The sequence below is a fragment of the Pseudorhodoplanes sp. genome (assembly GCF_059499825.1).
This window is the reverse complement of record NZ_JCABZI010000019.1, coordinates 99,949-123,112: the sequence shown is the minus strand read 5'-3', so window position 1 is coordinate 123,112 and position 23,164 is coordinate 99,949. Positions and strand designations below refer to the sequence as shown.

Genomic DNA, 23,164 nt, shown 5'->3' with positions numbered 1-23,164 from the left:
GTCATCCTCGCCGCTTTCGCGGCAACTTGTCATCCCGCCGGGCGCCCGGGCGGGAGCGGGTCGAACGAAGGGCCACGCGTTTGCCGGCACGACCGGCCGATACCAACTCGAAACGAAGCGCGCCGGCAACCGGGATCGCTTCGACCAGCTTGACCGTGACGTTATCGCCCAGCCGGTAGGTTTCGCCGCTGGATCGCCCGATCATGGCGTGACGGTCCTCGTGATACTGGAAATAGTCATCGCCGATGGTCCGCGCCGGAATGAATCCGTCGGCGCCGGTTTCGTCAAGCTTCACGAACAGTCCGGCGCCGGTGACGCCCCCGATGCGGCCCTCGAAAGTGGCGCCGACCCGGTCGGCCATGTGATGCGCGATCAGCCGGTCATTGGTGTCGCGCTCGGCCGCCATGGCACGCCGTTCGGCCGCGGAAATACGGGCGGAAATCTCGTTCAGGCTCTTGAGGTCCATGCCCTCCGGCAGCGCGCCGTCACCGGACTTGAGCGCACGGATCAGGGCGCGGTGTACGATAAGGTCTGCATACCGGCGGATCGGCGATGTGAAATGCGCATAGCGCCGCAACGCCAGTCCGAAATGCCCGTAATTCTCCGCCGAATATTCGGCCTGCGCCTGGCTGCGCAGCACCACTTCGTTCACCAGCGTTTCGGTCTCGGTGTCCTTGACCTGCTGCAGCACCGAATTGAACAAGGCCGGCCGCAGCACCGCGCCCTTCGGGAACGACATGTCGAGGGTGCGCAGCAGATCGCGCAGTCCCTCGACCTTTTCCAGCGAGGGCTCGTCGTGGACGCGATAAATCTGCGGGACACTGGCACGCTCGAGCGTTTCGGCCGCCGCGACATTGGCGAGGATCATGAATTCCTCGATCAACCGGTGCGCGTCGAGGCGCTCCGGCATGATGACCCGGTCGAGGGTGCCATCGGCATTCAAGAGAATCTTGCGCTCCGGCAGATCGAGATCGAGCGGTCCACGGACGTCGCGCGCCTTCTTCACGGCGCGATAGGCGGCGTAGAGCGGATCGAGCACGGTTTCCTTGATCGGCCCGGTGGTGTCGTCGGTCCGGCCGTCGATCGCGTCCTGCGCCTGCGCGTAATGCAGCTTGGCAGCGGAGCGCATCAGAATGCGGTGAAAGCTATGCGAGCGCTTGCGGCCGTCCGGCGCGATCACCATCCGCACCGCGATGGCGGCGCGGTCGACCTGCGGCTTCAGAGAACACAGATCGTTGGAGATGCGCTCCGGCAGCATCGGCACCACACGGTCCGGGAAATAGACCGAGTTGCCGCGATCCAGCGCCTCGCGATCGAGCGCCGAGCCGGGGCGCACGTAATGAGCCACATCGGCAATCGCGACCGTAACGATATGGCCGCCACGATTATCGGGGCTGGTGTCGGGCTCTGCGTAAACCGCGTCGTCGTGGTCCTTGGCGTCGGCCGGATCGATGGTGACCAGCGGCAGCTTCCGCCAGTCCTCGCGGCCGCCGGACAGGTCGGCAGGTTTCGCGGCATCGGCTTCGGCCAGCGCCTCGCGCGAAAACACCTGCGGGATGTTGTGCGCATGGATGGCAATCAGGCTGACCGCCTTTTCGCCCTTCAGCGATCCGAGCCGCTCCTTGATGCGTGCGGACGGGAGACCGAAGCGGCCTTCCTTGGCCACGTCGGCGGCGACCAGTTCGCCATCCTCCGCATCCAGTGTGGCATTGGGCGCAATCGCGAGTTCGCGGCCGAGCGCTTTCTTGTCGACCGGGACGAGGCGGCCACCGCCGCCGGGAAGGCTGCGGAAGATTCCGATCGTCCGCTTTTTGGCGCGGTCGAGAACCTTGATGACGCGGCCGGAATAGGTAGCCGTGCCGTCGCGTTCGGAAAGCTTTTCGATGCGCAGCAGCGCGCGATCACCGATCCCTGCGGCTTCGCCGACTTTAAGCTTGCGTGGCGTCAGGACCCGGATGCGCGGCACCTCGCCATGCGCCTCTTCATCCCACTCGGTCGGCACCGCGATGATTTCGCCGTCGCGGTCGCGTTCGACGATGTCGGCGAGTGTGATCGAGGGCAGGGTGCCGGGCTTGTGCAGCGTCTTGCGGCGCTTTTCGACGGCGCCCTCGTCGGCGAGGTCGCGCAGCACGCGTTTGAGCTGCGCGCGATCGGCATTCTTCAGGCCGAAGGCGCGCGCGATCTCGCGCGTGCCTGCTTCTCCGGTGTGATCCTTGATGAAGGCAAGCAACTGCTCGCGGGAGGGAAACGCGGCGTGTTGTTTCGTTTTGGCCAAGATGACCTGTGATGTGGCCCTTGCCGGCCGATCCGGCAAGGGGGTCTCGAGAGGGCCCGTGAGGGCTAATGCGCAACCTTGCGTTTTCGTCCCGTGGGGGCGGCGTCGCCGGGGGCCTTTTCCGCCGCGCTCGAAGCCGCCGTCTTGCCGCGCGACTTCGATGCCGCCGATTTAGAGGGTGCCTTTCGGGCGGTCGAGGCCTTCGAAGGCTTGCTCTCGGCGTCGTCCGCCTTCACCGGTTTGACTTTCTTGGCCGCCGACTTGGCTTTCGGTTTAGCGGGCTTGGCGGACGCGCCGTCCTTTGCCGCTGATTTCGGAGCCGCCTTGCTCGCGGGCTTGCGCTTCTTGCCGCCGCCGGCGGCGATGCGCGCATCGAGCAACGAAATCGCTTCTTCCAGGGTGATGGAGTCCGGCGTCTTTTCCCCGGGCAGCGTGGCATTGACGCCGTCATGGGAGACATAGGCGCCGTAGCGGCCATTCTTGACCACGATCGGACCGCCCTTGTCGGGATGGTCGCCGAGCGAGCGGCCGGGATCGGCGCCGAAACGCCGGCCCTTGCCGGGATTGGCCTTCTTCTCGGCGATCAGCGTGACGGCGCGATTGAGGCCGATATTCAGGACCTCATCGCCCTGTTCGAGATTGGCGTAGGTCTTGCCGAGCTTCACATAGGAGCCAAAGCGGCCGATGCCGGCGATGATCATCTCGCCGGTTTCGGGGTCCTTGCCGACATCGCGCGGCAGCGACAGCAGACCGAGAGCGATCGTGAGATCCACATCGTCCGGCGCCATGCCTTTCGGCAGGCCGGAGCGCTTGGGCTTTTCCTTGATTTCCGGATTGCCTTCGCCGAGCTGCACATAGGGACCGAATCGGCCACCGCGCACGGTGACGTCGAGGCCGGTTTCCGGATCCTGGCCGAGCACGCGGGTCGCGCTGTCGGCGCCGTTGGCACCGGGCGTGAGCTGACGGGTATAGCGGCATTCCGGATAGCGCGAGCAGCCGACAAAGGCGCCGAACCGGCCGACCTTCAGCGACAACTGGCCTTCGTTGCAGGTCGGGCAAAGCCGCGGATCGCCACCGTCTTCCTTCTTGGGAAAGACATGCGGGCCGAGCAACTCATTGAGCGCATCGAGCACCTGGGTGATCCGCAGATCCTTGATCTCGCCGACCGTGGCGATGAAATCGCCCCAGAAGTCGCGCAGCAGCTGGTGCCATTCGAGTTCGTTGTTGGAGACCTTGTCGAGCTGCTCTTCCAGCGAGGCGGTGAAATCGTATTCGACATATCTCTGGAAGAAGCTCTCCAGGAAGCCGACCACCAGGCGGCCCTTGTCTTCCGGCACGAGCCGCTTCTTGTCGATGCGGGTATAGCCGCGGTCCTTCAGCACGGCGAGGATCGAGGCATAGGTCGACGGACGGCCGATGCCGAGTTCTTCCATGCGCTTGACCAGCGAGGCTTCGGTGAAGCGCGGCGGCGGCTCGGTGAAATGCTGGGTCGAGCTGATGCTTTCCTTGCGCAGCGTTTCGCCCTGAGACATCGCAGGCAGGCGCTTGGAATCCTCGTCCTCGGAATCGTCGTCGTGGCTTTCCTGATAAAGCGTCAGGAAGCCATCGAACTTGACCACCTGACCGGTGGCGCGCAGTTCGAGATTGCGGCCGGCCACCTTGGCGGCGATGTCGACGGTGGTGCGCTCGAGCTCGGCCGACTGCATCTGGCTGGCGACGGCGCGGTTCCAGATCAGTTCGTAAAGCTTGGCCTGTTCGGAATCGAGGCTGCGCGCGACGTCACGCGGCGTGCGGGCGGCGTCGGTCGGCCGGACCGCTTCATGCGCCTCCTGGGCGTTCTTCGACTTGTTCTGATAGCGGCGCGGCGCATCGGGGACATAGTCGCGGCCGTAATTCTTGCCGATCATCGTACGAATGCCGGTGATCGCTTCCGGCGCCATGTCGATGCCGTCGGTTCGCATATAGGTAATGAGGCCGACGGTCTCGCCGCCGATATCGATGCCTTCATACAGGCGCTGCGCGATGCGCATCGTATGAGCCGGGGCAAAGCCGAGCTTGCGGCTGGCCTCCTGCTGCAGGGTCGAAGTGGTGAACGGGGGAGGCGGGTTGCGGCGCGCCGGCTTCGCTTCGACCGAGGACACGGTGAAGCTTGCGGTCTCCAGCGCCTGCTTGAAGTCTTCGGCCTCCTGGCCGGTGCCGATATCGAGCCGCGTGATCTTACGTCCGTCGGCGCCGACCAGACGGGCCTCGAAACTGTCGTTGCGCGGCGTCGCCAGCGTCGCGACCAGCGACCAGTATTCGCGTGCGACGAATTTTTCGATCTCGAGTTCGCGATCGCAGACCAGCCGCAGTGCGACCGATTGAACGCGGCCGGCCGAGCGCGCGCCCGGCAATTTGCGCCAGAGCACCGGCGAGAGCGTGAAGCCGACGAGGTAATCGAGGGCGCGGCGCGCGAGATAGGCATCGACCAAAGCATGGTCGAGCTGGCGCGGATTCTTCATCGCCTCGCTGACCGCCTGCTTGGTGATGGCGTTGAAAACCACGCGCTCGATGGTCTGATCCTTGAGCGCCTTCTTCTCCTTCAGCACCTCCAGCACGTGCCAGGAAATCGCCTCGCCCTCGCGGTCGGGGTCGGTCGCCAGAATCAGTTTGTCGGCGCCTTTGACGGCGCGGGCGATGTCGTTGATCCGCTTCTGGGCGCGCTCGTCGACCTCCCAGATCATCTTGAAATTGTGATCGGGATCCACAGACCCGTCCTTTGCCGGCAGGTCGCGGATATGACCGAAAGAAGCCAGCACCTCGTAGCCGGGGCCAAGGTATTTATTGATAGTCTTGGCCTTGGCCGGGGATTCGACGACCACGATATTCATGCAATTCCAGTGGGTTAGGCCCAATACTCAGACCTTGGGCGGCGAGTCTGCCGCTTAGGTGGGGCCGGACCATGGGTAAATCGACCCCTTAAGTCAAATAGGGGCCCCGCGCTGGCAACCGGGATCGAGGCATTTTCCAGCGCGATTGTTGCAACCTAAGATATATATCTTTAGATGATTCAATCATTGATACGAGGCCGGAGCCGGCGTCTTGCGATGAACGAAAAAGCGCCCAGTCCAGCCGAAGCTCGCACGGCGGCCGCCGTCTATATTGCCGATCTGACGGGAAGCCTTGCCCTGATCGCGCGCGGCCATGGTCTCAATACGCTCGGGTATCTGCTCGATATGGCGAAGCTGGAAGCTGAGAACGCAAAGAACAGCCCGGCCCCGTAAATCAGGTCAGGGCCACCCGTCCGCCCGTCTGCCGTTCCAGCCGGCCGGCCAGTTCGAGTTCCAGCAGCACTGTCCTGACGACTGCGGCGCGCGCGCCGGACTGGCGGATGAGGTCGTCGATCTCCACGGGAGTCGGGCCAAGCAGGGCGATGATCCGCCGCCGTTCGTCGGTGGCGGGCTCCGCCGCAGACCCCTGAGGGTCGGGTTCCGGTTCCTCGGCCGGATGGTTCAGGCTCCGCCCGAGTATCGGCCCGAGCACATCGAGCACGTCATTGGTCTCGGTCACCAGCGTGGCGCCCTGTTTCAGAAGACCGTTGGTTCCCTCGCAACGCGGGTCGAGGGGCGATCCCGGCACCGCAAACACTTCGCGGCCCTGTTCGAGCGCCAGACGGGCGGTGATCAGCGAGCCGGACCGGCGCGCGGCCTCGATCACAACGACACCAAGCGACAAGCCTGCAATCAGCCGGTTGCGGCGGGGAAAGTCGCGGGCGCGCGGCTCCCATCCGAACGGCATCTCCGACACCGCTGCTCCACGTTCCAGGATCTGTTCGAGCAATGGCACGTGCTCGGGCGGATAGATGCAGTCCTGACCGCCTGCGAGCGCAGCGACCGTCCCGGTACCAAGACTGGCGCGGTGAGCCGCCGCGTCGACGCCGCGCGCCAGCCCCGACACGGTAATGAACTCGTGCTCGCCCAATTCGCGCGCGATCTGGCTTGCGAATTTGGCACCGGCCGCGGACGCATTGCGCGATCCGACGATCGCCACCATCGGCACTTTGAGAGCATCGATCTGGCCCCGCACCGAGATCAGCGGCGGCGCATCGTCGATCATCCGCAGCCTTGCCGGATAATCCGGCTCGCCCAGCCCGACAAACACGGCTCCACTGCGCGTCGCAATTTCGATTTCCCGCTCGGCTTCCGCAACCGAACAGATGCGGCCGGGCGCTTGTGCGCCACCGCGTCTTGCCAGCGCCGGCAGCATCTCGATTGCGGCCCGTGCGCCGCCATAGTGGTTGACCAGAGCGCGAAACGTCCGCGGTCCGACATTTTCGCTTCGGATCAGACGCAACCAGTCGAGCCGCTGGCTATCGCTCAGCTTCACGCCGGCGGTGGCGCCGGTCACGGTTTCACCGCGGATTGTCCGATTTTCGTTTCCGTTCCGGCGATCAGGCGCGCGATGTTGGCGCGGTGCATGATGAAGACGAGGACAGCCAACACGGAGAACAAGGCCGCCGCGGACGGTTGGTTGAACGCCCACAAGATGGCCGGCGTGACCGCGCAGGCGACAAGGCCCGACAGCGAGGAATAGCGGGTGAGCGCGGCGATGCCGATCCAGATCGCGGCGTAAATCAGCACCGCGATCCAGGAAAAGCCGAGCAGGACGCCGATGAAGGTCGCGACGCCCTTGCCGCCTTTGAAGCCGAGCCAGACTGGAAACAGATGGCCGAGAAAGGCGCCGAGTCCGGCGGCGATTGCTGCCTCCGCCCCGAAAAGTTGACGGATCAGCAGAACCGCTGCGGTGCCCTTCAGCATGTCGGCGATCAAGGTCGCGGCGGCGAGGCCTTTTCGTCCGGTGCGCAGCACATTGGTCGCGCCGATATTGCCGGAACCGATGCCGCGAATGTCGGGGCCGCCCGAGAAGCGTGTCAGCAACAGTCCGAACGGGATCGACCCGAACAGATAGCCGACGGCCAACGCCCCCAAAAGCACAGGCCACATCGCGAGAATACCAGACCCGTCCATCATGCCCCAGCGCCTCGCCAGCCCGCGATCTGCGTCAGGCGGAAGCGTACTCGTAGGCCGTGCGCCCGGCAACGATGGTACGCACCACGCGGCCTTCGAGCCGCGCTTCGTCGAACGGCGTGTTCTTGCACTTCGACTTGAGATCGGATGGGTCGAGTATCCACGACGTGTCGGGGTCGATCACGATCACGTCCGCGGGCGAGCCATTGCGCAGCGTGCCGCCGGGAAGTCCAAGCAATTCCGCCGGCCGCGTCGACATCGCCGCAAGCAATTGCAGCAGCGAAAGGTGTTCGCCATGCACCAGCCGAAGGCCGGCGGTGAGCATGGTCTCGAGGCCGATCGCGCCGGGTGCCGCTTCCGCAAACGGCAGCCGCTTGGTCTCGACGTCCTGCGGATTGTGGTCCGACATCACGATATCGATCAGCCCGGAGGCGACCGCCTCGACCAGGGCTGCCCGATCGTCCTCGGCGCGAAGCGGCGGGGCCAGTTTGAAGAAGGTGCGGTATGGACCGATATCAATCTCGTTCAGGGTCAGATGATTGATCGATGCGGAGGCGGTGACGGGGAGGCCAGCCTCCTTCGCGCGCTGCAGGATGTCGAGCGAGGCGCGGCAGGTGATCGAGGCGGCATGGTAGCGGCAGCCGGTCAGCGCGACGAGCCGCATGTCGCGTTCCAGCATGATCGCTTCGGCGGCGGCCGGGATGCCGTGCAGACCGAGTCTGGCCGCAAGCTCACCCTCATTCATGACGCCTTCGCCCACGAGATCGGGGTCTTCGGTGTGATGCACGACAAGAGCATCGAAGTCGCGCGCATAGGTGAGGGTGCGGCGCATCACCAAAGCGTTGGTCACGCTCCTGGCGCCATCGGTAAAGGCAACGGCGCCAGCGGCCTTGAGCAGGCCGATCTCGGTCATCTCCTTGCCGTGCAGGCCCTTGGTGAGCGCCGCCATCGTCTGCACATGCACGATCGCGGTATCGCGGGCGCGCCGAAGGATGAAGTCGACGATCGCGGGATCGTCGATCGCGGGCGAGGTGTCGGGTTGGCAGATGATGGTGGTCACGCCGCCCGCCGCCGCCGCCTGGCTCGCGGTCGCCAGTGTTTCGCGATATTCGGCACCCGGCTCGCCGACAAAGGCGCGCATGTCGATCAGCCCCGGGGCAACGATGCGACCCTTGCAATCGACGACTTCGGTGCCCTCGGGCACGCCGGCGGCGCCAATGCCACGCTTGGTTTCGCGGATCACACCGTCGGCGATCAGCAGATCGCCGGGAAAGTCGAGGTCGCGCGACGGATCGAGGATCCGGGCATTGGCGAGCAGGATCGGACGGCGGTCGGACAGCATGTCTTTAAGCGTTCGGCAGGTTGCGAGACAGGGCTTCGAGCACCGCCATGCGAACGGCGACGCCCATCTCGACCTGTTCGCGGATCAGCGATTGAGCGCCGTCGGCGACGGCGGAATCGATCTCGACGCCACGATTCATCGGGCCTGGATGCATCACCAGTGCGTCCGGCTTGGCGTATGCGAGCTTCTTCTGATCCAGGCCGAAATAGGCGAAATATTCCTGCGTCGAGGGGACGAACGAGCCGTTCATGCGCTCACGTTGCAGCCGCAGCATCATAACGATGTCGGCGTTCTGAAGACCCTCGCGCATGTCGCCCGTCACCTCGACGCCGAGGCGTTCGACATTTGGGGGCAGCAGCGTGGATGGTGCAACAACGCGCACGCGGGCGCCAAGCGCGTTCAGGAGATAGATGTTGGATCGTGCGACGCGCGAATGCAGGATGTCGCCGCAGATCGCAACGACCAGGCCCTCGATCGAACCTTTGTTGCGGCGAATGGTCAGCGCGTCGAGCAACGCTTGCGTCGGATGCTCATGCGCGCCATCGCCGGCATTGATCACCGAGCCGTCGACCTTCTGCGCCAGCAGTTCGACCGCGCCGGAGGCGTGATGCCGGACCACCAGGATATCGGGATGCATGGCGTTCAGCGTGATCGCGGTATCGATCAACGTCTCGCCCTTTTTCATCGCCGAGGAATTGACCGCCATGTTCATGACGTCGGCGCCGAGCCGCTTGCCGGCGAGCTCGAAGGAGGACTGTGTCCGGGTCGAGGATTCGAAGAACAGGTTGATCTGGGTGCGGCCACGCAGCGACGTGCGCTTCTTTTCGATCTGACGGTTGAGATCGACGAATTCCTCGGCCAGATCGAGAAGGCCGAGGATCTCCTCGCGCGAAAGGCCTTCGATCCCCAACAGATGCCGCCGGTTGAGGACGAATGACGATGTGGCTGCGATGTTCATTAAAGCCGGGTCTATAGGCTCATCGCGGGCAGGCCGCAAGGCACCGCTTCAGGCCATCCCCAGCGCATGGTGAATTGTCGGAGAACCCTTGACGTTCGCTTGATCAGGCACCGGATGAGCGCGGCGGTCGCGCCGGGGCGGGGCAGGCCAACCCGGCTCTACCAGGGTTCCGTCCTGTTTCCCGCGAGGCGCAGAAAGTCCAGTGCGCCCTGCAGGATGAACGCCGCCGCATGCTGGTCGATCACCGCGGCGCGTTTGGCGCGGCTCACATCCGCCGCGAGCAGGTCGCGCTCGACTGCGGCGGTCGACAGCCTCTCGTCCCAGAATGCGATCGGCAATTCGGTCAGTCGTGCGAGATTGCGCGCAAAGGCGCGGGTTGATTGTGCGCGCGGGCCTTCGCTTCCATCCATGTTGAGCGGCAAGCCGATCACGAGCCCGACGGCCCGCCGTTCCGCAGCGAGGCTCAGGACACGCGCGGCATCGGCTTGGAACGCCTTTCGCGCGATGGTCTCGACGCCGGCCGCAAGGACGCGGTCCGGGTCTGAGGCCGCAACCCCAATGGTCTTGGTTCCGAGGTCGAGGCCGATCAGCGCACCGCGTACAGGCAGGACGGACCGGGCTTCGGCGAGGGGGCTGACGATCGCTGGCATCCATCGTCCATAGCATGCAAGCGGCAGGCGGCGGCAGGCTGTGCTATGGCCCGGACCAGGAATAACGACTCTGAACCGGCCTTCGACCGAGCCGGGATGAGGGCTTGAATGATGAGGGCTTGAATCATGTGGACCGGCGGCCGGACACCGAACCTGAGACCATGATGACAGAAAGCGCCACCGGCCCGCGCCGGACCGAGGCCCGTCCGCCCTGCCAGCCGCTGGGGGTATGGACCACAACGGCCTATGGATTGATCGCGATCGTTGCCTGGTTTGCCGCACAATTGCTGTCGGCATTCGTTGTGCTGTCGTTTCTTGCCGCCGGCCGGGATGCTGCGGATGCCGGGCTCCAGACATTGGCATCGCATGCCGTGACGATCGCGGTTGCCACCATCGTGTCGATGCCGGCACCGATCGCCGTGATCGCGATTGCCGCGCGGAGGGCAGGCTGCGCCGCCGTCGATTATCTTGCATTGTATCGGCCGAAGCGTGCCGACCTGATCGTCGGAATGCTGATGATTGCGGTTCTGCTGCCGCTCGGCGATCTCAGTTCGTGGCTGACCGGCCGCGATCTGGTCCCGCTGGCGGTGGTCGACGCCTACAAGACGGCGCGCAGTTCGGGGACGCTGGTGCTGCTGGCGATCGCTCTGGTCGTCGCGGCGCCGCTGATGGAAGAATTGCTGTTCCGCGGATTTCTGTTTCCGGGATATGCGGCATCGCGGCTAGGGCCGTGGGGCGCGATCGTGCTCACCTCGGCCGGCTGGTCGGTGATGCATGTCCAGTACGAGGCATTCTATCTCGTGCACATTTTCGTGCTTGGTTGTGCGTTCGGCTGGCTGCGCTGGCGGAGCGGTTCGACGCTGCTCACGGTGATCCTGCACGCGATCGTCAATGCGGTCGCGCTGGTGCAGGTCGCCTTTCTGGTCGAGCGGGCAGGGTAGCGCGGAGCATCAGCGCTTCGAATAGAAGCCGTCACGAATGGCTTCGAGGCGGGTCTGCGGCGTATAGTTGCCATTGCGTTCGGCCTGCCTTTTGACGGCGTCATCGCATGCGACGCGCCCAACGGATCGGATGCGCCAGGTGCCGTTATCGATCTCGCGGTACTCGCAGGTATTTCCGTCCGCGGACGTGACCAGGATCGAGCCGGTGCGGATGCTGTCGGCGGAGGTGCCGCTCGAAACTGCCGGCGCCTGCCGAGCAGAAAAATCCGGAAGGAGCTTGCCGTCGGACAGACTGGTGGCAATGACAAAGACCAGCATGATGGCGGCCAACACGAGGCGCGGACCGTCGCGCTCAATCCACCGAGGCTGATCCGGCCCGCCGATGCTTGCCATGATGCGCTTGATCATGCGTGTCACCCTGCCTGAACTACCGACCACATTACGGTGATCAGGGTTGACGAATGGTATGCGAGCGAAAAACCTAGCTTCATCAATGCCCTTACGGCTCCGTCTCGATCCGTTTGCCGCCCCGTGCCGTTGGAACCAGATGTAACCGATCGCGATTCGCTGGTAGAATTGGCCCATGACCACATTGTCCGAGATTCCCATCATCGATGTCCGCGAGGGCGGTCCGCTGCGCCAGGCCGAGGCGGGCGCGGTACGCGCGCGCGCCTTGCGCGACGATTGCCTGTCGTTTTTTCCGCGTCCGGTCGCGGCGGCCTTGCCGCTGCTCGACGGGCTGGCGCGGCGCTGGCTGTCGCGGTCGCAATCACCCTATGTCGGCGAGATCGAAGGCATCGCCGCGACGCTTGGCTTCAGCGGCGTCTGGTTCCTGAACGGCTCCTATTCGTGGGGCTGCACCACCATGAGCCGGGACGAGGACGGAGAACCCTGGCTCGTGCGGACACTCGACTGGCCGTTTCCAGGCCTCGGCCGCCACGCCGAGATCGCTCACAAATGGGGCGAGGCGGGCGATTTCTACAGCGTCACCTGGCCGGGCTATGTGGGCACGCTGACCGCTTTGGCGCCGGGACGGTTCGGTGCGGCGATCAACCAGGCCCCGTTGTGGCGGCGAACTCGTCACCCCTGGTTGCGGCCCTACGATCTGGCCGCCAATGCGATCAAGACATGGCGCGTCCGAAACATCCCGCCGGATCAGCTGCTGCGTCAGGTCTTCGAAACCTGCCCCGATTTCGCAACCGCCCGCGCCATGCTCGAAGGGACGCCGGTCGCGCGCCCGGTGATCTATTCGCTGGCGGGAACGCTTCCGGGCGAGCGCTGCGTGATCGAGCGGACCGAAACGGATTTCGAAACCCGATCGACCGCGACCGTGGCAGCCAACGACTGGCATACCTGCCGCGATCCGTGGGAAGCGCGGATCGGCGGCGACCTGATCCTGACCTGCCGCTATGAGGAGGCCGGCGAGAACAGCCGCTGCCGCCGCGAAACAATGCAGAGCTTTTCCGGTTCGCTGATGCGCGAGCCGTTCGGCTGGCTGACGGCGCCGATCAACAATCGGTTTACGCGCCTTGCCGTCGAAATGTGCCCGGCGCGCGGCGTGCTGCGCGTGATGGGACTCGAACGTATCGGGGAGGAGATGACCGCAACGCCGGTAACCGCGATCAGGGAGGTGGCGGCGTTACCCTCACTTGCGGCCTGATCCGGAAGACGTCATTCGCTGCCATCGTCGCGACATGACGGGATGAACAGTAACGAATGGCGGCCGATTCGTCGGCCGCCGATTCTCTCAGGGAGGACACAATGAGAGTTCTGATACTTGCCGCGACTTTGGCGCTCGTTGCCGGCAACGCTCATGCCGCCGCCTGCAAGGTCGAAGCGTCGAACAAGAAACTCGCCGGCGCGGCGCTGAACAGCTTCATGACGAAATGCGAGAAGGACGCCCAGGCGCTGTGCGACCAATCCGCAGCCGACAAGAAACTTGCCGGCGCCGCCAAAACCAGCCACGTCAAGAAATGCATGACGGATGCGGTCGGCAACTGATCGCCGGTGAATTGTCCTTTGGAAGGCAGGTCCGCGGCGCGCGGGCCTTGTGGCTCACATCGCTGACGCTGGCAGGCTCGGAACGCTAACCGCGGCGAGGCCGTGACCGGACGTTAGTCCGGTCCGGCGCCGTTCCTGGTCTGAAATCCATTGCGGATCGCATCGATGCGTCGCTCGAATTTCTGAGCGCGTGTCGGACCCGCCGACTCAAGGCCGACCGCGTCGTCGCAGTGAAGTTCGCCGCCTTCGCGCAGCACGCCGGTCTTGTTATCGAGCCAGCGGCGCCGGCAATTGTGGCCATATTCCGGGACGAACACGACCGCGCCGCTGCTCAACGCTTCGCCGGTCTCGACCGCAGCTGTGTGCTGCGCGAGTGCGCGGGCGTTTGCCGCCGCATGGGTCATTCTGGCATGGAGCGCGTAGACGCTGATCGATCCGCCAAGGACCAATGCAACTGCGACGGCAGCGATGAACGCGTGCTGCCACTCGCGGTGCCGGGTCTTTCGGCGGTGGGCCGGGGCAACGGCTGCGCGCGCGACGACAGGCGCGGCAACGCGCGGCGGCGGAGCGCGATACTTTCCGACATGAGGACGCAATGGGTGGTTGGCAGCCATGGCTGCCACCAATGCAACAGGTCAGCTGTCGATCGCATGAAAGTTGCGCGATCAACTTGAATCCAATTCAAGCTAAAGGCACCACAAATCCGGCACGCGTTGCGATGGAGCGGGCGGCGGCGCCTTACTGTTCGGAGCTACGCGACAAGCTTGCGGTACAGGTGCCATGTCGCATGGCCGAGGACCGGCATCACTACCGCCAACCCGATGAAAGCCGGCAGCGAGCCGAGAACCAGCAATCCCGCAACGATCAAGCCCCAGGCCGCCATCACGACCGGATTGAGAACAACCGCCCGCACCGAGGTCAACAGCGCCGTAGCGGCGCCGACGTCGCGGTCGAGCAGAAGCGGAAAGGAGATCACCGTGAGGCAGAACGCGACCAGCGCAAACACGAAACCGATGGCGTTTCCATAGATCATCAATTCCCAGCCGGCTTTGGTGGTGAAGACCTGACGGACGAACGGTCCGATCGCGTCGGGCGCCGCGTAGACACCGAACAGCGATTGATACAGCGAGCGCGCGACCCCGATCCACAGCAGGAACAGGCCCATCAGCAGCAGGCCGATGGCGACGATGGCCGGAAACCCGGGCGCCCGGGTGACTCCAACGGCAGCCTCAAACGACGGTGGCTCGCCCCGTTCGCGGCGGCGGCTCAGTTCGTACATCATCAATGCAGCCACCGGTCCCAGCAACGCGAAACCAGCGATCAGCGGGAATACCAGTGGCAGCACGCTGTAGCCGAGTGCCATGCCGGCGAGTACGAGACCGACAAGGGGGTAGATGATACAGAGAAAAATGGCGTGGGTCGGCCACAGCTTGAAGTCTTCCCAACCTTGACGCAGAGCGTCTCCGAGATCGGAAAAGCCGATGCGGCGAACGACGGGCAGGTCCGCTTTCCGGTCGTCGGCAGGCGTAAGAACGTGGAACTGCGCCATGGGCAACTCTCCCTGTTCTGCGGTATTTTGCCAGCCGGGAACGATGTGGCGCGGTGAACAAGCCGGTCACGTCGGTCTCAGCCTGTCGCGCCATGCTAGAATAGAATGCGCGCCGGCAAATTCACGCTTTCGTGCATCGCCGGCGCCTGACGCCCTGCGAGTGCCGCAAAGTCGCCCTAGGGAACTCGAGACCCGAAACCGGGAAATGGAATGAAGCTTCGTACCGTCGCAATCGCACTGATCGGGCTTGCCGCGCTCGTGGGCGTCGCAGCGATCGTACTGCCTTTGGCGTTGACCGCGTCGGTGCCCAGCGCTGGTCCGGCAGCGCCGTCGGACACTGCGATGATCGCGCATTGGGAGAAGCATCGCGCCACGCTCGATGAAATCACCGACATGCTCCGGCGCGACCCGGCTTTGAACCGGCTGGGCCTAACCTGGAGCGATCCCGACGACCCCGAGCGCGCGCATGTGCCTGCAGCCCGTATCGCGGATTACCGCGATCTGATGCGCGAGGCTGCGATCATCAGCGTCAGCCGCGGACATCGGTCGGTGCAGTTTTTGTTCTATTCGAGCGGTCTGCCGGCCAACGGCTTCGGCAAAGGCTTTGTCAGGGGCGAGGCGTCGCGGCACGCGGAAATCGTTGACGGGGATCTCGACAAAGCGGCGGCTGGCCGGAAAAAGGTCTTGCTCCAGCGACCGATCGCCGAAGGCTGGTGGCTGCAGCGCGACGGCAGCTGATAGAGCGCAACGAGGGTGCTGCCCTTATTTCGAGCAGCCGGCAGCGGCGTTGCGCCATCGCAAAGCGTAGTCGGAGGTGTTTCGTCATAAGACGCCAAGTTGGCTTTTTCAGCAGCGGGCATGCGTCATGGCAATTGTCACAATCATTGTCGGTCATCCGCAACGGACCACCTTTTGCGAGGCGCTGGCGGAAGCCTACCGGCGCGGCGCGGAGAAGGCCGGCCATCGGGTGCATCTGTTCAAACTTGCGGAGCTGAATTTCGAGCCGATCCTCAGGGAAGGGTATCGCAAGGAACAACCGCTCGAACCCGATCTGCGCGCGGCCTATGACGCGCTCGCGGCAAGCGATCACTGGGTGCTGATATTTCCGCTCTGGTGCGGCGACATGCCGGCCATTTTCAAGGGGTTTTTCGAACGCATTCTCCAGCCCGATCTGATCAAGCGGCAGGGCACCGAGAACGCCATGAACTGGCGCATCTTCGAGAAGAAATCCGCACGCATCATCATGACCATGGGCATGCCGGTGTCGATCTATCGCTTCTGGTATGGGCCGCACGCACTGAAGCTCTTGAAATACAACATCCTGAATTTCATCGGCATCAAGCCGGTGCGCGAGACGCTGCTGGGCATGATGGCGGAATCGACCAACGAAAAGCGCGATCGCTGGCTCAAGCAGACCGAGACCATGGGGGAACGCGCCGAATAGCGGAACGAACCTTTGCCGCCCAGCTATCGCTCGGTTCTGGATTTGGACTTTCGCGGACGGTCGTGCGGAATCTCACGGGACATCCACCAATCGACCACACGATCGCCCGCAAGGTAGCGCCCAACGGGCCCGAAATTCGCCCAGAAGCCCACATTGTAGCGGGTCCGCGGGCGAGCCACGGTTGCCGCCTTGAACACCACCCGGGCAACCTTGTCCAAGGGCATGGTGCCGAAGGTCTTTGGGTCGAGGAAATCCAGCATGTAGGCGCCGACATTGCGCTTGTAGAGATCGTACGGAGAATCCGCGCCGGTCTCCGGGATCTTGGCGATCACCTTGTCGCGGTAGGGCGATGCGAACGGCCCCGGCAAAACGCTGACAAGGTCGACCCCGAACGGCTTGATCTCCGCGCGCATCGCGTCGGCGAGTGCTTCCACCGCGTATTTGGTCATGTGGTAGACCCCGCCGCCCTGTGCTGTGACACGGCCGGCGAGCGACGAAATATTGATGATGCGGCCGCGCCCGGCTTTGCGCATGCCGGGCATGACCAGTTGCGACATGCGCAGCAAGCCGAACACATTGGTTTCGAACGAGCGGCGAACATCCTCGGGGCTGACTTCCTCCAGAGGGCCGTACTGACCATAGCCGGCATTGTTGATGAGCACACCCACCGGTCCATGGCGACGCTCGATATCGGCAATCGTGGCGGTCCGCGAGGCCTCGTCGGCGACGTCGAGTCGCAATGTTTCGCATCCGATGGCCGCGAGCGGTTCGAGGCTTGAGGGGTCTCGCGCGGTCGCGACGGTGAGATAACCGGCCTCCCGCAGCAGCATCGCGGTTGCCTGGCCGAGGCCGCTGGAGCAGCCGGTGATCAGGATGGGAGAGGTACGGTCAGGCGCAGGCATGGTTCAAGCCACCGGGTCGCTGAATTCGGCATTCGTCGCGATGAATGCGGATGTGAAAGGACAGTGCTGCACCACGTCCAATTCGCGTGCGCGCGCGGGATCGCGCGCGACCAGACGATCGCCGGCCTTCGGTTCGAAGCGGCGCTCGGCAGTGTGGGCGGGGACGGCGGCGGACATGGCTTCTCCGAGCATTGCATGGCCCTGTCTAGTCAAGACGCGGAACTCGGCCAGTCCATCCCGACGGCAAGGCATGCCGGAGTTTTAGGCGTAATGATGTTTGCACCGGAGTATTGCAGTTGCGTTGCTCTGGATCAAACATATGCACTTGGGTTCACGTCGCTGCTTCCCGTGCAGTCATAGGTGCAGTCTCGTCCCTCGCTATCGTATGTCCTGCTGTCAGCACGCGGGGAATGTCGGTCACGGTGTCGAACCAGGCGTGCGGATGGCGCGCAAGCAGCGCGTCTGGGTCGGCGTAGCCCCAGGCCACGCCGCCAAATGCGATGCAGGCGGCGTCAGCGGCATCCATGTCCCGCATCTCGTCGCCGATGGCAATGGCCGCCGATGGTGAAAGCGTGGCGCGCTTCAATATCCGCCGGAATTTCGCGGCCTTGCCGAACAGCGAGGCGCCGCAGGCGAAATCAGAGAAGTAGGCGGCGTTTTCGCCCAGCTGCAGCCGTGCATTGGCCTCGCTGTCGGAACTGACCAGCGCCATCCTGATGCCGTTGCTTCGGAGCGTGTCCAGCATTTGGGGAATGCCGGGAAACAGCGGCAGCTCACCGAGATGCGCGCGCTTCATCCGCCGCATATGCGCCGCGATGCGCGGCACTTTCCATAACGGCACTTCCAGGTGGTTCAGAATGGCACGCGTGCCGGCGCGCCGGAGCCCCGCGATCTCGTCCTGTACGATCGGTCTGAAATTGAACTCGCGCGCGACATCGTTCACGACCCGCAGAAACCACGGAAAGCTGTCGACCAGCGTGCCGTCGAGGTCGAAGATGACGAGCGCATACGGGCCTGCCTGATGTTGCATCCGCTTGGCTTCTCAAAGGATCATGGATTTTGTCGGGGCAGGAGGCGATATTCAGCGCGGAAGATTTGCGAGGGCATGTGATGACGTCTCGTTCAATTCTGCTCGCATTTGTGGTCATCGGATGTGTCGCTGCGAAGGCCGAACCTGTGACGGCGGCAGATTACGCGCCTTTGAACTGCGCCGATGCCGCGTCCCCCGCCGAGAAGGCGATCTGCAGTCATTATGGTCTGGGCCAGTCCGAGGCACGGATGGCGACACTGTATCAGTGGAGCACGGCCTTTGTCGGCATGGGGCAACGCGGGGACATGCAGGATGCGCAGCGCGATTTCCTGAAGCGGCGTGAGCAATGCGGGGCGGATGTCGCATGTCTGCGGCGGATTTATGAAACGAGGATCGGCCAGTTGCAGAGCGTGATGGAGCAGGTCCGCGCGCGCGGACCGTTCTGACCGGATCGGCAGGCGGGCGGATCGTCAATTGAGATCCTCGTTCGGAATCTTCAGCATCTTGCCGCACGCCTTGCAGTGCACTGCATCGGGGTCATGTGTCATCAGTCCGCAATCGGAACATTCGAATCGCACCTTGTTGGGACGCAATACCGCGCGCGCAAGATTGAAGAACAAGGTTACGCCAAAGATCATGATCGCGACCGAAATCAGACGACCGGTTGTGCCCTGCAAGGTGATATCGCCGAAGCCGGTCGTGGTCAGCGCCGTGACGGTGAAGTAGAGCGCGTCGACATAGTTCTTGATTCCGGGATTGGTGGCGTACTGGGTTTCGTAGACGAAGCCGGTCATCACAAACAGGAACACCAGGAAGTTCGCGACCGCTATGATCACTTCCTCATGCTCGCGGAAGTAGGGGAAATCCGCACGCAGGCGCGCGAGCAGCTGATAGCTCCGGAGAAAGCGTAGCGTGCGCAGGATACGCAGGAAGCCGGCCGGCTCGCCCACCAGCGGCGCCAGAAACGATACGATGGCTGCCGCGTCGGCCCAGGTGACGGGGTGGAGCAGGTCGCGCAGCGGACGATCGCTGATGATCAGGCGGGCGATGAAGTCGGCAAGGATAATGAGCCCGAATCCGACATCCATGACCTCGATCCAGTTTTCACGGGGAATGAAGGAGGTCGCGACGATGAAGACGAGGGTTATGACGTCGAAAATCAGGAGGCCGTAGCGGAAGCGATGCGCCTCCTCGGACCGTCCCTCATAGAGCATCTTGAGGCGTATCCTGAGGTCCGTCACCGTTCTGCGGTTAGCCATGCCGGGTCCGTTCGTTCTCACTCGTCGCTGAATCTATAGCAAAGCGGGCAGGGGTGCGGTGGACGCGTGTGCTGCTCGCCTTATGCCTCGACGCGAACATAAGGCCGGATCTGTCAGCGAGGATAAGTTTTCGGTCCTGCCTGAACGGCATGGAACTCGTTCCCGGTTCGATTGTTGTTGTGCGAAACTTTCACCCCCAGAAGCAAGGGACGACCGCATATGGCAAAAGCGAAAAAGGCAAAGCGGACGGCGGCACGTACGACCAAAAGCACCGCCAAGAGGGCACCGGCTAAACGTCGCGCATCGGCCGGCTCCGCCCGCAGCGCGTCCTCCAACACACGCGCGGCATCGCCCCGAACGGCTTCGTCGAAGAAGACCGGCATGATGGCTGGCCTGTTCGATTTCATGCCCTCCAACCTGATGAAGGATATCCTGGCGTCGCAAACCAGCCGCGTGATCATGGCCGAAGCCCTGGTCGCCGCTGCTGGGGCAGCGGCTGCTGTCCTCGCTGCGTCTCGCACCGAGAGCGGGCAGCGCGCCGGCAAGGCACTGGCGGACGGCGGTGTCCTCATGAAGGAGGCCGCGGTGAGCGCCGCAGCAGCGGCGCGCGACGTGATCGCAAATGGCGCTACCGATGCGATCGGTTCGGCAGCGCGTTCCCTGATGGGCGCCGTCGAGGAAACGCAGCAAGACATCGCCGAGAGGGCGTTGCGTCTGAAGCGCGAAGCCAAGGATGCGGCAGACGATATCGCGGACAATGCGCGCCGATATGACGAGCGCGACCGTCCGCACTGATTGTTGCGTAATTCGATGACAGAAACGGCCGGACCGCGAGGCATCGCGGTTCGGCCTTTTCTTTAGGCGGGGCTTCAGGCGCGCGCTTCGCCGCGGCGGTACGGGACCACGAACAGTGCCGCGACCGGAACATGCAGCAGGATGCCCGCGATCAGGAGTGCGGCCACCTGCCAGCCGGTCAGCAGGCCCGCAGATACTTCGCGCGCCAGCATCCAGATCGTGAACGGCAGGAACAGCACGATCGAGGTGATCAGCCCGGGATTATAGATCCGGAAGCGGATCGACGTTGCGATGTGAGAAATCCCGTTGATCAGCGTCAGGCCCACCCAGCCGAGCCCGAGCCAGCGCAACGGTCCCGGGAACAGAGCGGCCAGCAGGATCGGCAGCCACACATATCCGACATTGACCAGTGCAACGCCGCCTTCGGACACCGGCCAGTCATCGTCGCCGCTCTTGAAGACACGGGCATTGGCGAACTGCCGGAAGCCGCCGGGCCAGAGATGCTCCTCGATCTGATGGATCATGTAGATGATGAGGAGCGCGGCGAACAACGCCTGCTCGGTGGTGGGGGTGGCCCTGAACAGCATGAGCCAGATGACGATACCGATGACGATGAGGACGGGGAGGGCCTTCTGCCAGTCGGCAGAAACAAGCTTCAGCGGGTGCATGCGGCTTCGATCCTGAGAGGGGGGTGGGACGCACGCGACTCAGACGCCGCCTAATTTACCACGCTCCTCCGGGCCGGTCGCCGGTTTGCTCTTGCGCCTCAGGCGGGCACCGGTGCGCTGCGGCGGCGGGCGTCGCGGAAGGACACCAGCTGCCGGCGCTCTTCGTCCCATAACGTCAGCCGGACGCAGGCCAGGCTGTCCAGCAGGGTCACGCGGCTGATCTCGGCCAATTCCGGATGGTCGCGCAGCACGCGCGGCAGCCGGTAATAGGGAATGCGGCTGCACAGGTGATGCACGTGATGGATGCCGATATTGGCGGTGAACCAGCGCAACACCGGCGGCAGGTCGTAATGTGAGGAGCCGTGCAGGGCGGCGTCGTGCAGATCCCAGTTGGTGTTGTCATGCCAGGAGGTCTGCTCGAACTGGTGCTGCACATAAAACAGCCAGACCCCGAGCGAGGCGGCGATCAGCATGATCGGCAGATGCACCAGCAGGAATTCCTGCAGCCCGATGAACCAGATCAGCGTGCCTGCGATCGCTGCGATCGCGGCATTGGTCGCCATGGTGCTGATCCAGGGCAGCCAACCGCTGCGCATCAGTCCGAAAGGCAGACGATGCCGCAGCAGGAACAGATAGGCCGGGCCGATGCCGAACATCACCAGCGGGTGGCGGTACAGCCGGTATTGCAGGCGGCCGAGCCGCGAACGGGCGTGATATTCGCGCACCGTGAGGGTGTCGATGTCGCCCATGCCGCGGCGATCCAGATTGCCGGAAGTGGCGTGATGCATCGAATGGGTGCGGCGCCAGAAATCGTAGGGCGTCATGGTGAGCACGCCGATGATACGTCCGGTCCAGTCGTTGACCTGCTTGTGCGCAAAGAACGCGCCGTGCCCGCAATCGTGCTGGATCATGAACAGCCGCACCAGGAAGCCGGCGGCCGGAATGGCGATCAGCAGCGCCAGCCAGAAGCCGACGAAGTGCACGGCCGCCCATATCGCGGCCCATAACAGCACCAGCGGCACCAACGTAATGGCCAGTTCGACCGCGCTGCGGCTGCTGCTCGGTTCGCGATAGCGGTTGAGGATGCGGGTCCAGTTCCGGGCGGGCCCGGTATCGGCGGATATGGGTTCGGCATCGATCGCGCCGGCGGGGCTGCCGGTCGCGGTTTGTCGATCGAGAAGAGTCAAAACTGATCCTTTTGGCCGGTGGCTGGCACCGGCGATGCGCCGCCCGCGCTTTGTTATTGGTTCCGGAGGGCGCCTTAGCACAGGCCCGGCGCCCGGTGGTGGGCTTTTTCGCTGCAACCGGGCCGCGCACGCCGGCCCGTAGTTCTACGGATTGAAGGCCGGTCGCCGCAGCGCGACATGAAGGGGGCGCCGCGACCGCATTCCGCCGCCGAAAGAAACGCCCATGCTGACCGATAAAGTCAAATACTGGCTCGCCGTGGCCGCAATCATGGCGGTGATGTGGGGCTATTCCGGGCGCCTCAGCACCGCGCTGATTTTCGGCATCGCAGCCGTGGGCGCCTTCGTCTACTGGCAGGTGATGGCGCGGCGGCGCCAGCGTGCGGTTGACTCGGCGCAGCACCAGGAGCGGCCGCGCGGGGCGTGACCGCGCACCCAAGGGTCACCAAGCGTCAGACGCGCTGCCACTTGATCTGGAATTCGATCTCCTCCTCGCCGTCGCCGCGTTCGTGCTCGATATTGTATTGTGCGCGCACCGGCACCGAGATGCGTTCATTCGCGATCTGGATCTCGAAGCGTTCGCCTTTTTCCAGCGCGTCGGCGAGGCGGCGCAGCTTGTCGATGAATTGCGGCAGCGGATAATCCTTTTCGATGTCGCGGTCGCGTTTCTTCGGGGCTGCGGTGCTCAAGGGTCGTCTCCTGTTTGTTGCCGGGCGCAAATGGGGATGACGCGTTGCGCGTGCGACTGACAAAATGCCGCAAGACGATGCGGGAACCGCCACCGCGATGCGCGCGCGATCACGCGATGCTGCGCGCGACCTGCTCACGCCAATGCTCCAGCGCCGCAAGCTCCTCGGCGCAGACATCGATCATCTCGTCATAGTTCAGGCCGTCGTCGCGCGCCTGTTCGAACGCGGCGAGGAAGTCGAGCGCGTCCGGCGGCACCAGCGCGAGGCCGGTCTGGCAGGCGCATCCGCCGCTGCGGCAGGCTTTCGCGCGCCGGCAGGCGGTGCGCGGACACAGCCGCCACAGGCAATAGAGCTCGGCGATCCAGTGCGGCGTGGCGTGGGTGCCGTCGCGATAGTGTCGTTCGGTGAGCGGGGTGGGTTGCATGGCCAGGCTGGGCCTCCATCGTTGAAATGCTGATGTGCGCCATCGCC

Annotated in this window: 28 protein-coding genes; 9 read left to right on the top strand and 19 right to left on the bottom strand. The window is 64.1% G+C overall.

Going from position 1 to position 23,164, the window contains the following annotated elements:
* Nucleotide 1: 1 nt before the first annotated feature.
* Nucleotides 2–2,275 (bottom strand): ribonuclease R, encoded by a 2,274-nt coding sequence (rnr, locus tag AC5I5I_RS23420; RefSeq protein WP_495977143.1) that lies wholly within the window; start codon nucleotides 2,273–2,275, stop codon nucleotides 2–4.
* 65 nt (nucleotides 2,276–2,340) lie between these two features.
* Entirely contained in the window at nucleotides 2,341–5,145 is a 2,805-nt protein-coding gene (gene topA, locus AC5I5I_RS23415; RefSeq protein ID WP_495977141.1) for a type I DNA topoisomerase, read from the bottom strand.
* A 216-nt stretch (nucleotides 5,146–5,361) separates the two neighbouring features.
* Here topA and AC5I5I_RS23410 point away from each other — a divergent pair, with 216 nt between their 5' ends.
* Nucleotides 5,362–5,538, top strand: a complete 177-nt coding sequence (locus tag AC5I5I_RS23410) for a hypothetical protein (RefSeq protein WP_495977139.1) — start codon at nucleotides 5,362–5,364, stop codon at nucleotides 5,536–5,538.
* 1 nt (nucleotide 5,539) lies between these two features.
* Here AC5I5I_RS23410 and dprA read toward each other — a convergent pair whose 3' ends face one another.
* The 5 genes from dprA to ruvX all read right to left on the bottom strand — a co-directional run bounded on the left by dprA (nucleotide 5,540) and on the right by ruvX (nucleotide 10,231).
* Nucleotides 5,540–6,661 carry a DNA-processing protein DprA gene (dprA, locus tag AC5I5I_RS23405; protein ID WP_495977137.1) on the bottom strand — a complete coding sequence of 374 codons (1,122 nt, stop codon included), beginning with the start codon at nucleotides 6,659–6,661 and terminating at the stop codon, nucleotides 5,540–5,542.
* A complete protein-coding gene (plsY, locus tag AC5I5I_RS23400) occupies nucleotides 6,658–7,284 on the bottom strand; it encodes a glycerol-3-phosphate 1-O-acyltransferase PlsY (RefSeq protein ID WP_495977135.1) in 627 nt (208 codons plus the stop codon). The genes dprA and plsY overlap by 4 nt, the downstream gene beginning before the upstream one ends.
* A 31-nt stretch (nucleotides 7,285–7,315) precedes the next feature.
* Nucleotides 7,316–8,623, bottom strand: coding sequence for a dihydroorotase (locus AC5I5I_RS23395; RefSeq protein ID WP_495977133.1), 1,308 nt, complete (start codon nucleotides 8,621–8,623; stop codon nucleotides 7,316–7,318).
* A gap of 4 nt (nucleotides 8,624–8,627) precedes the next feature.
* Nucleotides 8,628–9,581 (bottom strand): aspartate carbamoyltransferase catalytic subunit, encoded by a 954-nt coding sequence (locus AC5I5I_RS23390; RefSeq protein ID WP_495977131.1) that lies wholly within the window; start codon nucleotides 9,579–9,581, stop codon nucleotides 8,628–8,630.
* A gap of 158 nt (nucleotides 9,582–9,739) precedes the next feature.
* A complete protein-coding gene (ruvX, locus tag AC5I5I_RS23385; protein WP_495977129.1) occupies nucleotides 9,740–10,231 on the bottom strand; it encodes a Holliday junction resolvase RuvX in 492 nt (163 codons plus the stop codon).
* A gap of 164 nt (nucleotides 10,232–10,395) precedes the next feature.
* On the opposite strand from ruvX, the gene AC5I5I_RS23380 reads away from it, so the two are divergent.
* On the top strand, nucleotides 10,396–11,172 hold the full coding sequence (locus AC5I5I_RS23380; protein ID WP_495977127.1) for a CPBP family intramembrane glutamic endopeptidase: 777 nt from the start codon (nucleotides 10,396–10,398) through the stop codon (nucleotides 11,170–11,172).
* 9 nt (nucleotides 11,173–11,181) lie between these two features.
* On the opposite strand, the gene AC5I5I_RS23375 is transcribed toward AC5I5I_RS23380, so the two are convergent.
* The gene (locus AC5I5I_RS23375) at nucleotides 11,182–11,580 is read right to left on the bottom strand and encodes a hypothetical protein (protein ID WP_495977125.1); all 399 of its coding nucleotides are present in this window, start codon (nucleotides 11,578–11,580) and stop codon (nucleotides 11,182–11,184) included.
* A 175-nt stretch (nucleotides 11,581–11,755) separates the two neighbouring features.
* Between AC5I5I_RS23375 and AC5I5I_RS23370 the strand changes: the two genes are divergently transcribed.
* Together AC5I5I_RS23370 and AC5I5I_RS23365 are read left to right on the top strand one after the other, a co-directional pair.
* Nucleotides 11,756–12,832 carry a C45 family peptidase gene (locus tag AC5I5I_RS23370; protein ID WP_495977123.1) on the top strand — a complete coding sequence of 359 codons (1,077 nt, stop codon included), beginning with the start codon at nucleotides 11,756–11,758 and terminating at the stop codon, nucleotides 12,830–12,832.
* A gap of 101 nt (nucleotides 12,833–12,933) precedes the next feature.
* Nucleotides 12,934–13,173: a hypothetical protein gene (locus tag AC5I5I_RS23365; protein ID WP_495977121.1), complete on the top strand. Its 240-nt coding sequence runs from the start codon at nucleotides 12,934–12,936 to the stop codon at nucleotides 13,171–13,173.
* A 113-nt stretch (nucleotides 13,174–13,286) separates the two neighbouring features.
* Here the strand turns inward: AC5I5I_RS23365 and AC5I5I_RS23360 are convergent, their stop codons facing one another.
* Both AC5I5I_RS23360 and AC5I5I_RS23355 read right to left on the bottom strand, forming a co-directional pair.
* The gene (locus tag AC5I5I_RS23360; RefSeq protein ID WP_495977119.1) at nucleotides 13,287–13,787 is read right to left on the bottom strand and encodes a hypothetical protein; all 501 of its coding nucleotides are present in this window, start codon (nucleotides 13,785–13,787) and stop codon (nucleotides 13,287–13,289) included.
* A gap of 137 nt (nucleotides 13,788–13,924) precedes the next feature.
* Nucleotides 13,925–14,722, bottom strand: coding sequence for a DUF2189 domain-containing protein (locus AC5I5I_RS23355; protein WP_495977117.1), 798 nt, complete (start codon nucleotides 14,720–14,722; stop codon nucleotides 13,925–13,927).
* Nucleotides 14,723–14,932: 210 nt separating this feature from the next.
* Here AC5I5I_RS23355 and AC5I5I_RS23350 point away from each other — a divergent pair, with 210 nt between their 5' ends.
* Both AC5I5I_RS23350 and AC5I5I_RS23345 read left to right on the top strand, forming a co-directional pair.
* Nucleotides 14,933–15,460: a hypothetical protein gene (locus AC5I5I_RS23350; RefSeq protein WP_495977115.1), complete on the top strand. Its 528-nt coding sequence runs from the start codon at nucleotides 14,933–14,935 to the stop codon at nucleotides 15,458–15,460.
* Nucleotides 15,461–15,587: 127 nt separating this feature from the next.
* Nucleotides 15,588–16,166 carry an NAD(P)H-dependent oxidoreductase gene (locus AC5I5I_RS23345; protein ID WP_495977113.1) on the top strand — a complete coding sequence of 193 codons (579 nt, stop codon included), beginning with the start codon at nucleotides 15,588–15,590 and terminating at the stop codon, nucleotides 16,164–16,166.
* A 23-nt stretch (nucleotides 16,167–16,189) separates the two neighbouring features.
* Here AC5I5I_RS23345 and AC5I5I_RS23340 read toward each other — a convergent pair whose 3' ends face one another.
* The 3 genes from AC5I5I_RS23340 to AC5I5I_RS23330 form a co-directional block, all read right to left on the bottom strand.
* A complete protein-coding gene (locus tag AC5I5I_RS23340) occupies nucleotides 16,190–17,068 on the bottom strand; it encodes an SDR family NAD(P)-dependent oxidoreductase (protein WP_495977112.1) in 879 nt (292 codons plus the stop codon).
* 3 nt (nucleotides 17,069–17,071) lie between these two features.
* Complete coding sequence (locus AC5I5I_RS23335) at nucleotides 17,072–17,245, bottom strand: hypothetical protein (RefSeq protein WP_495977110.1); 174 nt, start codon at nucleotides 17,243–17,245, stop codon at nucleotides 17,072–17,074.
* 154 nt (nucleotides 17,246–17,399) lie between these two features.
* On the bottom strand, nucleotides 17,400–18,098 hold the full coding sequence (locus AC5I5I_RS23330; RefSeq protein WP_495977109.1) for an HAD hydrolase-like protein: 699 nt from the start codon (nucleotides 18,096–18,098) through the stop codon (nucleotides 17,400–17,402).
* Nucleotides 18,099–18,178: 80 nt separating this feature from the next.
* Here AC5I5I_RS23330 and AC5I5I_RS23325 point away from each other — a divergent pair, with 80 nt between their 5' ends.
* On the top strand, nucleotides 18,179–18,544 hold the full coding sequence (locus AC5I5I_RS23325) for a lysozyme inhibitor LprI family protein (RefSeq protein WP_495977107.1): 366 nt from the start codon (nucleotides 18,179–18,181) through the stop codon (nucleotides 18,542–18,544).
* Nucleotides 18,545–18,568: 24 nt separating this feature from the next.
* On the opposite strand, the gene AC5I5I_RS23320 is transcribed toward AC5I5I_RS23325, so the two are convergent.
* Nucleotides 18,569–19,357, bottom strand: coding sequence for a potassium channel family protein (locus AC5I5I_RS23320; RefSeq protein WP_495977105.1), 789 nt, complete (start codon nucleotides 19,355–19,357; stop codon nucleotides 18,569–18,571).
* A 113-nt stretch (nucleotides 19,358–19,470) separates the two neighbouring features.
* Complete coding sequence (locus AC5I5I_RS23315) at nucleotides 19,471–19,740, bottom strand: hypothetical protein (protein ID WP_495977103.1); 270 nt, start codon at nucleotides 19,738–19,740, stop codon at nucleotides 19,471–19,473.
* Here AC5I5I_RS23315 and AC5I5I_RS23310 point away from each other — a divergent pair.
* Nucleotides 19,739–20,152, top strand: a complete 414-nt coding sequence (locus AC5I5I_RS23310) for a hypothetical protein (RefSeq protein WP_495977101.1) — start codon at nucleotides 19,739–19,741, stop codon at nucleotides 20,150–20,152. The two genes, AC5I5I_RS23315 and AC5I5I_RS23310, sit on opposite strands and share 2 nt — an antisense overlap.
* Before the next feature lie 74 nt (nucleotides 20,153–20,226).
* Here the strand turns inward: AC5I5I_RS23310 and AC5I5I_RS23305 are convergent, their stop codons facing one another.
* Both AC5I5I_RS23305 and AC5I5I_RS23300 read right to left on the bottom strand, forming a co-directional pair.
* A complete protein-coding gene (locus tag AC5I5I_RS23305; RefSeq protein ID WP_495977099.1) occupies nucleotides 20,227–20,820 on the bottom strand; it encodes an HXXEE domain-containing protein in 594 nt (197 codons plus the stop codon).
* Between the two features lie 98 nt (nucleotides 20,821–20,918).
* Nucleotides 20,919–21,959 (bottom strand): fatty acid desaturase, encoded by a 1,041-nt coding sequence (locus tag AC5I5I_RS23300; protein ID WP_495977366.1) that lies wholly within the window; start codon nucleotides 21,957–21,959, stop codon nucleotides 20,919–20,921.
* A 271-nt stretch (nucleotides 21,960–22,230) separates the two neighbouring features.
* Here AC5I5I_RS23300 and AC5I5I_RS23295 point away from each other — a divergent pair, with 271 nt between their 5' ends.
* The gene (locus tag AC5I5I_RS23295; protein WP_495977098.1) at nucleotides 22,231–22,431 is read left to right on the top strand and encodes a hypothetical protein; all 201 of its coding nucleotides are present in this window, start codon (nucleotides 22,231–22,233) and stop codon (nucleotides 22,429–22,431) included.
* 25 nt (nucleotides 22,432–22,456) lie between these two features.
* On the opposite strand, the gene AC5I5I_RS23290 is transcribed toward AC5I5I_RS23295, so the two are convergent.
* Together AC5I5I_RS23290 and AC5I5I_RS23285 are read right to left on the bottom strand one after the other, a co-directional pair.
* The gene (locus AC5I5I_RS23290) at nucleotides 22,457–22,693 is read right to left on the bottom strand and encodes an amphi-Trp domain-containing protein (protein WP_495977096.1); all 237 of its coding nucleotides are present in this window, start codon (nucleotides 22,691–22,693) and stop codon (nucleotides 22,457–22,459) included.
* 109 nt (nucleotides 22,694–22,802) lie between these two features.
* Nucleotides 22,803–23,117 carry a hypothetical protein gene (locus tag AC5I5I_RS23285; protein ID WP_495977094.1) on the bottom strand — a complete coding sequence of 105 codons (315 nt, stop codon included), beginning with the start codon at nucleotides 23,115–23,117 and terminating at the stop codon, nucleotides 22,803–22,805.
* Between the last annotated feature and the right edge of the window lie 47 nt (nucleotides 23,118–23,164).

Bases quoted from the DNA above. Each gene is read 5' to 3' on its own strand.
- topA (WP_495977141.1), bottom strand. From the start codon at position 5,145: ATGAATATCGTGGTCGTCGAATCCCCGGCCAAGGCCAAGACTATCAAT.
- AC5I5I_RS23410 (WP_495977139.1), top strand. From the start codon at position 5,362: ATGAACGAAAAAGCGCCCAGTCCAGCCGAAGCTCGCACGGCGGCCGCC.
- plsY (WP_495977135.1), bottom strand. From the start codon at position 7,284: ATGATGGACGGGTCTGGTATTCTCGCGATGTGGCCTGTGCTTTTGGGG.
- AC5I5I_RS23395 (WP_495977133.1), bottom strand. From the start codon at position 8,623: ATGCTGTCCGACCGCCGTCCGATCCTGCTCGCCAATGCCCGGATCCTC.
- AC5I5I_RS23390 (WP_495977131.1), bottom strand. From the start codon at position 9,581: ATGAACATCGCAGCCACATCGTCATTCGTCCTCAACCGGCGGCATCTG.
- ruvX (WP_495977129.1), bottom strand. From the start codon at position 10,231: ATGCCAGCGATCGTCAGCCCCCTCGCCGAAGCCCGGTCCGTCCTGCCT.
- AC5I5I_RS23380 (WP_495977127.1), top strand. From the start codon at position 10,396: ATGACAGAAAGCGCCACCGGCCCGCGCCGGACCGAGGCCCGTCCGCCC.
- AC5I5I_RS23375 (WP_495977125.1), bottom strand. From the start codon at position 11,580: ATGATCAAGCGCATCATGGCAAGCATCGGCGGGCCGGATCAGCCTCGG.
- AC5I5I_RS23370 (WP_495977123.1), top strand. From the start codon at position 11,756: ATGACCACATTGTCCGAGATTCCCATCATCGATGTCCGCGAGGGCGGT.
- AC5I5I_RS23365 (WP_495977121.1), top strand. From the start codon at position 12,934: ATGAGAGTTCTGATACTTGCCGCGACTTTGGCGCTCGTTGCCGGCAAC.
- AC5I5I_RS23360 (WP_495977119.1), bottom strand. From the start codon at position 13,787: ATGGCTGCCAACCACCCATTGCGTCCTCATGTCGGAAAGTATCGCGCT.
- AC5I5I_RS23355 (WP_495977117.1), bottom strand. From the start codon at position 14,722: ATGGCGCAGTTCCACGTTCTTACGCCTGCCGACGACCGGAAAGCGGAC.
- AC5I5I_RS23350 (WP_495977115.1), top strand. From the start codon at position 14,933: ATGAAGCTTCGTACCGTCGCAATCGCACTGATCGGGCTTGCCGCGCTC.
- AC5I5I_RS23345 (WP_495977113.1), top strand. From the start codon at position 15,588: ATGGCAATTGTCACAATCATTGTCGGTCATCCGCAACGGACCACCTTT.
- AC5I5I_RS23340 (WP_495977112.1), bottom strand. From the start codon at position 17,068: ATGCCTGCGCCTGACCGTACCTCTCCCATCCTGATCACCGGCTGCTCC.
- AC5I5I_RS23335 (WP_495977110.1), bottom strand. From the start codon at position 17,245: ATGTCCGCCGCCGTCCCCGCCCACACTGCCGAGCGCCGCTTCGAACCG.
- AC5I5I_RS23330 (WP_495977109.1), bottom strand. From the start codon at position 18,098: ATGCAACATCAGGCAGGCCCGTATGCGCTCGTCATCTTCGACCTCGAC.
- AC5I5I_RS23325 (WP_495977107.1), top strand. From the start codon at position 18,179: ATGACGTCTCGTTCAATTCTGCTCGCATTTGTGGTCATCGGATGTGTC.
- AC5I5I_RS23320 (WP_495977105.1), bottom strand. From the start codon at position 19,357: ATGGCTAACCGCAGAACGGTGACGGACCTCAGGATACGCCTCAAGATG.
- AC5I5I_RS23310 (WP_495977101.1), top strand. From the start codon at position 19,739: ATGATGGCTGGCCTGTTCGATTTCATGCCCTCCAACCTGATGAAGGAT.
- AC5I5I_RS23315 (WP_495977103.1), bottom strand. From the start codon at position 19,740: ATGCCGGTCTTCTTCGACGAAGCCGTTCGGGGCGATGCCGCGCGTGTG.
- AC5I5I_RS23305 (WP_495977099.1), bottom strand. From the start codon at position 20,820: ATGCACCCGCTGAAGCTTGTTTCTGCCGACTGGCAGAAGGCCCTCCCC.
- AC5I5I_RS23295 (WP_495977098.1), top strand. From the start codon at position 22,231: ATGCTGACCGATAAAGTCAAATACTGGCTCGCCGTGGCCGCAATCATG.
- AC5I5I_RS23285 (WP_495977094.1), bottom strand. From the start codon at position 23,117: ATGCAACCCACCCCGCTCACCGAACGACACTATCGCGACGGCACCCAC.